Annotated in this window: 6 protein-coding genes; 4 read left to right on the forward strand and 2 right to left on the reverse strand. The window is 56.7% G+C overall.

The window, feature by feature from the left end; translation table 11 throughout:
- Window positions 1-140 precede the first annotated feature (140 nt).
- Both ssb and CAGGBEG34_RS08640 read right to left on the reverse strand, forming a co-directional pair.
- A complete protein-coding gene (ssb, locus tag CAGGBEG34_RS08635) occupies window positions 141-605 on the reverse strand; it encodes a single-stranded DNA-binding protein (RefSeq protein ID WP_006683277.1) in 465 nt (154 codons plus the stop codon).
- Between the two features lie 22 nt (window positions 606-627).
- On the reverse strand, window positions 628-1,776 hold the full coding sequence (locus CAGGBEG34_RS08640; protein WP_006683278.1) for an MFS transporter: 1,149 nt from the start codon (window positions 1,774-1,776) through the stop codon (window positions 628-630).
- Window positions 1,777-1,927: 151 nt separating this feature from the next.
- On the opposite strand from CAGGBEG34_RS08640, the gene uvrA reads away from it, so the two are divergent.
- The 4 genes from uvrA to CAGGBEG34_RS08660 form a co-directional block, all read left to right on the forward strand.
- Window positions 1,928-4,771, forward strand: coding sequence for an excinuclease ABC subunit UvrA (gene uvrA / locus CAGGBEG34_RS08645; protein ID WP_006683279.1), 2,844 nt, complete (start codon window positions 1,928-1,930; stop codon window positions 4,769-4,771).
- Between the two features lie 173 nt (window positions 4,772-4,944).
- The gene (locus CAGGBEG34_RS08650; protein WP_006683280.1) at window positions 4,945-5,994 is read left to right on the forward strand and encodes an AI-2E family transporter; all 1,050 of its coding nucleotides are present in this window, start codon (window positions 4,945-4,947) and stop codon (window positions 5,992-5,994) included.
- A gap of 117 nt (window positions 5,995-6,111) precedes the next feature.
- Window positions 6,112-9,117 carry an ATP-binding protein gene (locus tag CAGGBEG34_RS08655; RefSeq protein ID WP_042688456.1) on the forward strand — a complete coding sequence of 1,002 codons (3,006 nt, stop codon included), beginning with the start codon at window positions 6,112-6,114 and terminating at the stop codon, window positions 9,115-9,117.
- A gap of 121 nt (window positions 9,118-9,238) precedes the next feature.
- Window positions 9,239-9,474 (forward strand): hypothetical protein (locus tag CAGGBEG34_RS08660; protein ID WP_042688457.1); only part of this gene is annotated, 236 nt, incomplete at its 3' end.

A 9,474-nucleotide genomic window follows, 5' to 3' on the forward strand; every position in this document is an offset into this window, starting at 1 on the left:
CATTTTTCAGTGATTTCCCCTGTGTCGCTTCGCGCTTGCCGTATTGCTCATACTGTCTTCGCGCTCGCTCCTTGGGTAAATCGACTGAAAAATGCTCTAGAAGCCATTGATCACTGCCGACGCAAGCGTGAACAGGCGTTCTAAAAAGGGATATCGTCATCCATCCCGTCTATGTCTTTCTTCGCCGCGCGCGGGGGGCGGCTGTCCCCGCCGCGCGCGCTGCCTGGTTTCATATATCCGCCGCTTTCCATGTCAGCCGGGGCGGATGCGCCGCGTGACCCCAGCATCTGCATTTGATCGGCGACAATTTCAGTCGAATATCGATCTTGCCCGCTTTGATCTTGCCATTTGCGGGTCCGGATTTGACCTTCCACGTACACGGGCGAACCCTTCCTCAGATATTCGCCGGCAATCTCGGCCAACCGGCCAAAAAATACAATCCGGTGCCATTCGGTCAGCTCTTTCATTTCTCCGCTGCTTTTATCTTTATAGCGCGTGCTGGTCGCAATGCGGATATTGGTCACCGCATCCCCACTGGGGAGCGAGCGCATTTCAGGATCGGCGCCCAGATTGCCGATCAGCAAAACTTTATTCAGAGAAGCCATATCTTTCTTTCCTAGAAAATGCCTATTTCATGCGCGCGGCAATCATGAGCCAGATCAACGCAAGCGCGGCGCAGGCCCAAAAAACCGGCTGCGTCCCGGCGCTTTTGAACAGCCATCCGCCCGCCGCGCCGCCCGCAAAGTAACCGAGCGCCTGAGCCGTATTGTAGATGCCCATCGCGGCGCCGCGCGTGCGGGTACAGGCGCGTTTTGAGACCATTGCGGGTTGCGCGGCCTCAAGAATATTAAAACCCGCGAAATAGATGAACCATGCCATTGCAATGCCCCACAGGGCAAATGTCAATTGGGTGAAGAGTAATAGGCCGGATAGCGAACAGAGGATTGCGCCCAGCATCAGCGCTTTGATTTGTCCTGTTTTTTCCGCGGCGATGATTGCAGGCGCCATCAGCGCAAAAGACAAGCCCATCACGGGTAAATAAATTTTCCAGTGCGAGGCGGCGGCCAGACCCGCCGCTTCGAGCAGACGCGGCGCGACGATAAACAGGGCAATCTGCGTGGCATGCAGTACAAATACGCCGAAATTGAGTCGTAATAGTTCTGTATTGCGCAGCGCCTGAACGAATGGCGCGGATATTTGAGGGGAAGGCGGCATCGCGGGCTGAGCGGGCACGCCCCATCGCAGGACGCCAAGCGCGGCAATCGCCAGGACGCCGATTGCCGCAAATAGGCCTCGCATGCCAATCCAGTCAAATAGTACAGGCGCGGTCACAATGGCGAAGGCGAATGACACGCCGATGCTGGCGCCGATCATCGCCATAGCTTTGACCCGATTGTGTTCTGCGGTGAGGTCGGCAACGAATGCGCTGAGCGCGGAGGAAATCGCGCCCGCGCCTTGCAATGCGCGTCCGGCGATGATCCATTTGATATCCGGCGCCGCGGCGGCCACCGCGCTGCCGAGCGCGAAAATCAGCAATCCGGCGGCAATCACGGGCTTACGCCCAAGGCGGTCTGACGCTTTGCCATAAGGAATATAAAAAATGGCCTGCATCAATCCATAGATACCGAGCGCAAGCCCGACCAGAAAGGGATTGTCTCCGCCCGGAATATGCTGCGCATAAATCGAGAAGACGGGCACAATCCAGAACAGGCCCAGCATGCGCAGCGCGAAAATAGCCGCAAGCGCAGCGATTGCGCGGATTTCTTGAACACTCATTGCACGGAATTAGAAAGGAAGAATTGAATCAGCGGGATTCTGACAGTCTGCCGCTGAGCGCATACCGAAAAGGCGTCAAAATATTGAGAGAAGCAAAATACGCTGGAGCGACCCGCTATAGTAATCCGTTCGCTTCCAGTTTTGGCATGCCATGAATGAAATTCGTATCCGCGGCGCGCGCACGCATAATTTAAAAAATATCAACCTTGATTTACCCCGCCACCGACTGATTGTGATCACGGGTCTGTCCGGCTCCGGAAAGTCCTCGCTCGCGTTCGATACCTTGTACGCTGAAGGCCAGCGCCGTTATGTCGAGAGTCTGTCTGCCTACGCGCGGCAATTTCTGCAGTTGATGGATAAGCCAGATGTTGATTCGATCGAAGGACTGTCTCCGGCGATTTCGATTGAACAGAAGGCCACATCGCATAACCCGCGCTCGACGGTCGGCACGGTGACCGAGATTCACGATTATCTGCGTCTGCTCTATGCGCGCGCCGGCACGCCCTATTGTCCGGAGCACGATGCGCCGCTGTGTGCGCAAAGCGTTTCGCAAATGGTCGATGCAGTGTTGGCATTGCCGGCGGAAACTAAATTGATGATTGCCGCGCCGGTGATTGTGAACCGCAAGGGCGGGCAGGCGGATTTTTTTGCGCAGATGCAGGCGCAGGGATTTATCCGTTTCCGGATTTCCTCAGGCAGCGGGCCGGCGCGCATTTATGAAGCCGGCGCGCTGCCGTCGCTCAAAAAGAACGATCAGCACACGATTGAGGTGATCGTTGACCGTCTGACCGTTCGGCCCGACCGGCAGCAGCGTCTGGCCGAGTCGTTTGAAACGGCATTGCGTCTGGCAGGCGGCCGCGCGCTGGCGATTGAAATGGAGAGCGTCCGCACGCATGCGTTCAGCTCGAACTTTGCATGTCCCTTCTGCGCGTATTCGCTGCAGGAACTGGAGCCGCGCTTTTTTTCATTCAACAGTCCGCTGGGCGCGTGTCCGGAATGCGATGGCCTGGGCCAGAAGACGGTGTTTGACCCGAAACGGATTGTTGCGCATCCTTCGCTTTCGCTCGCAGCGGGCGCGATCAAAGGCTGGGACCGGCGCAACGCCTTTTATTTTCAGATGCTGCAAAGCCTGGTCGCGCATTTCGATTTTGATCTGGAAACACCCTTTGAGTCGCTGCCCGAAGCCATCCAGAAAGTGATTCTGTTCGGGTCGGCGCCGCGCAAGCTTCCGTTCTCTTATCTTGACGAGCGGGGCCAAACGGTCATCCGCAAAGAGATATTTGAAGGTATTGCGCCCAATTTTGAGCGCCGCTATCGAGAAACGGATTCAATGGCGGTGCGCGAGGAGCTGGCGAAATATCAGAGTCATCAACCGTGTCCCGCGTGCGGCGGCGCGCGTCTGCGCACAGAAGCGCGCCATGTGAAATTAGGCGGGGGCAGCCATGCCTGCGCGCTGCATCAGGTCAGCGGCTGGCCGCTGGCGCAGACGCTGCGCTTTTTTTCGACATTGCGGCTGAGCGGCGCTCAACAAGAGATTGCGCAGCGGGTGATTCAGGAAATCGTTGCGCGCCTTTCCTTTCTCAACAATGTCGGCTTGGGGTACCTGTCGCTCGAACGCAGCGCTGAAACCTTGTCGGGCGGCGAAGCGCAGCGCATCCGGCTCGCGTCGCAAATCGGATCGGGGCTGACCGGCGTGATGTATGTGCTCGATGAGCCGTCCATTGGCCTGCACCAGCGCGATAACGCGCGTTTGATCAAAACGCTGAAGCAGTTGCGCGATCTGGGGAACTCCGTGATTGTCGTCGAGCATGATGAAGACATGATTCGCGCGGCGGATGATGTGGTCGATATGGGACCGGGCGCAGGCGAACACGGCGGGGCGGTGGTTGCGCAGGGCGCGCCGGCCCAGATTGAGGCAAATCCACATTCGCTGACCGGCGCGTATCTGGCGCACCGCCGCGCAATTGCCGCGCCTTCTGAGCGCAAGCAGCCGGATGCGCGCCGCCTCCGGATCACCGGCGCGCACGGCAATAATCTGAAGCATGTCACCCTCGATTTGCCGGTCGGATTGTTGAGCTGCATTACCGGCGTATCTGGTTCGGGCAAATCAACGCTGATCAACGATACCCTGTATTGCGCCTGCGCGCGGCATTTATACGGTTCTGCGGTCGAACCGGCGCCGTATCTGGAGATCGAGGGACTGGAGCATTTCGACAAAGTGATCAATGTCGATCAGGCGCCGATTGGCCGCACGCCGCGCTCGAATCCGGCAACTTACACGGGCGTATTTACGCCGATTCGCGAATTGTTTGCCAGCGTACCCGCTGCGAAAGAGCGCGGCTATATGCCGGGCCGTTTTTCATTCAACGTCAAAGGCGGACGCTGCGAAGCGTGTCAGGGCGACGGCGTATTAAAGGTTGAAATGCACTTTTTGCCGGACGTGTATGTGTCGTGCGATGTGTGTCGCGGTGCGCGCTATAACCGCGAGACGCTCGATATCCGGTACAAGGGCCATACGATTCATGAAGCGCTGAATATGACGGTCGAACAGGCAAGTGCGTTTTTCCGTCCAGTCCCCATTGTGGCGCGCAAGCTCAAGACATTGATGGACGTCGGGCTGGGCTATATTCGTCTTGGACAGTCGGCCACGACCCTTTCAGGCGGCGAAGCGCAGCGGGTCAAGCTCGCGCTGGAATTGTCCAGGCGCGATACAGGCCGCACTTTGTATATTCTCGACGAGCCGACGACGGGGCTGCATTTTCATGATATTGCATTGTTGCTGGAGGTGATTCGCCGGCTGCGCGATGCAGGGAATACGATCGTGATTATTGAGCATAATCTGGACGTTATCAAAACGGCGGACTGGATCGTGGATTTAGGGCCCGAGGGCGGCGCGCGCGGCGGGAGAATCATCGCGCAAGGCGCGCCGGAACAGGTGGCGCAGATAAAGGCGAGCGTGACAGGGCCGTATCTCGCTCCGCTGTTGAAGCGATGAGCATGGACCATCTTGAATCCTGAACAGGTTTAGAGCATTTTTCAGCGGCTTGCACCACGTCGCTTCGCGCTCGCCGTATTGCTTATACTGTCTTCGCGCTCGCCGTATTGCTTATACTGTCTTCGCGCTCGCTTCTTATGCAATCTCACTGAAAAATGCTCTAGGAGGCAGACGTGGAAGAACGGCGCGTGCGAGTGTTGGATACGGCGGCAGGCCCCTCGCCGAGGTTGAATACGGTTGAAATCCTCAGTTATGGACTGACCGGCGGCGCATTATGGCTAGCGCTCGCGCTGAAGTTATTGGGCAGCTTGCTCGCGGGTTTATTTGTCTTCCAACTGATTCATCTGATTGCGCCCCATCTGGAAAAATGGTTCCCCAGCCAGCGCGCGCGCTGGGTCGCGCTGATTCTGCTATCGGTCATCGTGACGGCCGCGCTGAGCCTCTCGATGATCTCCGCCTATTCCTATCTGCAGCGCGGCGCGGAGAACGCGCAACCGTTGCCTGAGCGTCTGATGCAGATTATCGACGGCGCGCGCGTCCATTTGCCGCTCTGGTTACAGGAGGCGCTGCCGGACGGCGCGGATGAATTACGCGCACAACTGTTGGACTGGCTAAAGGCGCATTATGGCGAGTTGCGCCAGAGCGGCAAAGAGGCGGTCAGCGCCTTGATGCGCATTGTCATCGGCATGGTTTTAGGCGCGATGACGGCGGTGAATATTGTGCGCCGCGCAAATCCGCGCCCTCTTGCCGCCGCGTTGAACCGGCGGCTGTACCGGTTAAGCGGCGCTTTTAAGCGCATTGTGTTCGCGCAGATGAAAATCTCGCTGGTGAATACCGCATTGACCAGTCTGTATTTATTGATCGCATTGCCATTATTGGGCGTCCGTCTGCCTTTCTCGAAAACGCTGGTATTGATGACCTTTGTTGTCGGGCTGTTGCCCGTCATTGGCAATCTGATCTCAAATACATTGATTTTTGTATTGTCTTTGTCTGCAGCCGGTTTGTCCGTCGCAATCGCCTCCCTGATTTTCCTGATTGTCATTCATAAACTCGAATATTTTCTGAATGCGCGGATTATCGGCAGTGAAATTGCCGCGCGCGCGTGGGAGCTGTTATTGGCAATGCTCGTGATGGAAGCGGGTTTTGGATTGCCGGGGGTCATTGCCGCGCCGATCTATTACGCCTATCTGAAGCGCGAGCTGGCGGCTGTGAAACTCATCTGAGCATAACGGCAGCGTGCGATGGCGAAGGACAGCGTAGGGGTGAAGCAATCCATCATTTCACGTGTTTTAGCCACCCTCATTTTTTGTATCTTTCTTGTGAGTGTAGGGACAACGTTTTTGTTTGGCCGTCAAAGGTATCAGAATGTTCGTACCGCTGCGCTGGCTGATGTGAAGCTGGATCTATTCCATAGTCAGCGCATGATTGCCGAGAATCTTAATCTGGCCCGCCAAAGCGCGCAACGATTACTGGAGCATTGGCCCAGATTGGCGCCTCAATCTGATGCGCATTCAGCGGCGAATAATCAGACGATTTTTATGGCTGATCCGGGCGTACGCGCGGACGGATCATTGGCGGCTAAGGCGCGCTGGGCGGTGCAGATATTAAATACCACTCAGGCCTCTGCGGAAGATACTTTCTTCGATTTGCCCGGAGTAGGCACGGCCCTACAGCATCCGGCAAGCGTTCCGCCTGAATATTTATCCGAACGCGCGCGCCAGATTCGCGCATTGCGCGCGCATGCCGGCCACAGCCGTCGGAATATATTATGGGGACCGCTTTATTTCGATCCGCTGCGCCGCGGGTGGGGGATGCCTATTGTTGCGGTGCAACGCGATTCCGCAGGCTCTCCCACCCTGCTGGCTGGGTATGATGTTGCCGCGGAACGGCTGATCAAGCACTATTTATCCTTTTCACCGGATGTGCTGACTTTTATCGTCAACGAGCGCGGCGAATGGATAGCGCCGTTGAGCGATGCCGGAACGCAGCCGCTTTCTGCGCAATTCGCGCTCTCTGGCGGGCTACGGGACACGCGTCCGGGGCCACGCGCGATTCAACTCGATGGCGTGAAGGCATATCATGTATTTCTGGACGCACCAGGCTGGCATTTGGTCGCGGCAATTCCCAACGCCGTGTTGAGCCGGAGAGCGTGGGCGCCGATTTGGCGTTTGCTACCCTTTACGCTGTTCGGGATCGCCCTTGTCTGGCTCGGAATCTGGGTCGCGGTCCGCCAATTGCTCGCCGAGCCTTTATTGGCCTTTGAAAAGGGGATTGCGCGGGGCCGGCAGCCTGATGCGCAGGGCGTGCGCCCCCGTTTGCATTATCAGAAACCGGACGAGTTTGGCCGGTTTGCGGCCGCTTATAACGCGCTGCTGGATGAGGTCGATGCGCAGCATGAGGCGCTTGAGCAAAAAGTGAGGGAAAGAACCGCCGAACTCGATATCGCGCGTCAGCAAGCGCAGGATGCCAATGAACTCAAAAGCCGTTTTCTGGCGCATATGAGTCATGAAATCCGCACCCCGATGTACGGCGTCATTGGCATGCTTAGCGTGCTGATGGCCTCGGATTTAACGCCAGAGCAGCGTCACTATTGTACGGCCGCCAGACAAAGCGGCGAATCTTTGTTGAGCATTATCAATCAGATTCTGGATTTTTCACGTAACGAATCGGGCCGTGCATCCGTCAGCCGCGCGCCTTTCAATCTCCTCGCCTTTTTTGACGAAGTCATCAGTGTCTTTATTCCCGCGGCGCATGAAAAAGGCATCCGGTTTGAGCTCGATATTGCGCCGGAGATTCCGTGCACGCTCGTCACAGATGCGGATAAGTTACGTCAGATTGTGATGAATCTGCTGAGTAATGCGATCAAGTTTTCAGAGTCCGGCGCTGTCATGGTGACTGTGCGCAGCGCTGCGCCGGCGAATGCGTCTATGGCGCAAGCGATGGGTTTAACGGTGCGCGTTGCGGATACGGGAATCGGTATTCCAGAAGACGCGCAGGAGCGTATCTTTACCCCGTTTTTACAGGCGGATGCGTCGATTGCGCGGCGTTTCGGCGGTACTGGACTGGGGTTGGCGATTTGCAAGCAATTGACTGAATTGCTAGAGGGCGACATTCATCTGCACAGTGTGGTGGGACAGGGGACAGTCTTCACTTTAACTGTGCCAACGGTCCCGGCTGCACCCTCTGAACCGAGCGCGCTTGCCGGTTTGCACGCAGTCGTGGTGACAGAGCGTCTTTCAATGGCGCTACAGAACGGCTTTAAACGGCTGGGCATAAGCTGGCAATGCGCGGGTTCAGCGATGCAGGCGCGGCGCTTTATCCAGGCGGGCGGGGACGGGGCGGCGCGCATTGATATGTGTTTATGCGATGAGGCTCAAGGCGCGGCGGCGTTCCACATGCTGAACGAAGCATTGAGCCTAGAATCCACAGATGCTCAGCCTTCGCCTGCGCTGATCAGACTGACTTCAAAACCGCTTTTATGCGGCGCGGCGGCGTTATTGCCTGATCTTCAGGCCGCTATCCTGCACGATGCGCCCCTATTATTCCGCGATTTAGTCAACGTATTAGGCGCGGAGACAGGCCGTATTGCGCCGCAGCGCGCGGACCCCTGCGCTATGGTGCAGCCGTGGTCTTTGAATCTGCTCGCGGTCGACGATATTGACATCAATCTGGAACTGATTGAATGGATGGCGCGCAGACTGGGGCATCGCGTTCGCGTTGCGCGCAATGGCGCGCAAGCCATCCAGTTGCTGACCCGCGAGATATTTGACGCAGTCATTATGGATGCACAAATGCCCGTGATGAGCGGCATTGAAGCGACGCGCCGGATTCGCGCCGAACAGGATCCGGTGCTGGATGCCGATGTGTACATCATTGCATTATCCGCCGGCGCTTTTGACGATCAACGCGCCGCCTTCCTTGACGTGGGCGCAAACGATTTTCTGACCAAACCGCTCGTTCTGGACGTGCTGGCGCAGGCGCTTTTAAAAGTAGCTGACTATCAGAATTCTCGCGGACTCTCAATAGAGCAAAATTCTATAGACATATATGCAGTGCGAGACGAAAATGAGGATATGGATCTGAATGATGAATTGCGCCATAAATTCTGCAAAGAATTGGGGCATTTGTTTCAGCGTGCGCAGCAGCGGTTTGAAGAACACGATGATCAGGCGTTGCGGCAGGAATTGCATAAAATGAAAGGGGCGGCGGGTCAATTAGCGCTTCCGCTGATCGAGGCGGCCATTCTGGATGCTGAACGTGCAGTACAGCAGGGCGAACCGGCATACATCCGCATTCGGCTGCGGTATCTGGGTGAGGTGTTGCGTACGCAGGAAGGGCGGGTTTAAAGGTTGATCCGCGCACGTAGAGCCTGTGCACGATCTCTGCTTTTGGATTCTGATCCTGTATAATAAAAGGCGAGGAAGAGCACTTGCGGGGTTGAAGGGGTTGCAGGAAGGAGAGCGAGCGATGGCTCATAATGATCAGGCTGAAATATTGCGCCGCCAGATTTCCGATCTGGAACGGTTGACGCAGCATTTCGATATGTTACGCGAGAAGGTCAGCGATCTGATGGAAAAGGCCCCAGATGACCCGGCGGCTGCCGAGAAGTTGGTCAAACTTGAGCAGGCGTGGAAGAATGAGCTGCAACACAAAGCCGAGCAGGCGCAGCAATACATGAGGGAGGTGCTGCATGCGCGCGTTCA

This window comes from Candidatus Glomeribacter gigasporarum BEG34 (assembly GCF_000227585.1).
GTDB classification, from domain to species: Bacteria; Pseudomonadota; Gammaproteobacteria; order Burkholderiales; family Burkholderiaceae; genus Glomeribacter; species Glomeribacter gigasporarum_B.

Bases quoted from the DNA above. Each gene is read 5' to 3' on its own strand.
- CAGGBEG34_RS08640 (WP_006683278.1), bottom strand. From the start codon at position 1,776: ATGAGTGTTCAAGAAATCCGCGCAATCGCTGCGCTTGCGGCTATTTTC.
- ssb (WP_006683277.1), bottom strand. From the start codon at position 605: ATGGCTTCTCTGAATAAAGTTTTGCTGATCGGCAATCTGGGCGCCGAT.
- uvrA (WP_006683279.1), top strand. From the start codon at position 1,928: ATGAATGAAATTCGTATCCGCGGCGCGCGCACGCATAATTTAAAAAAT.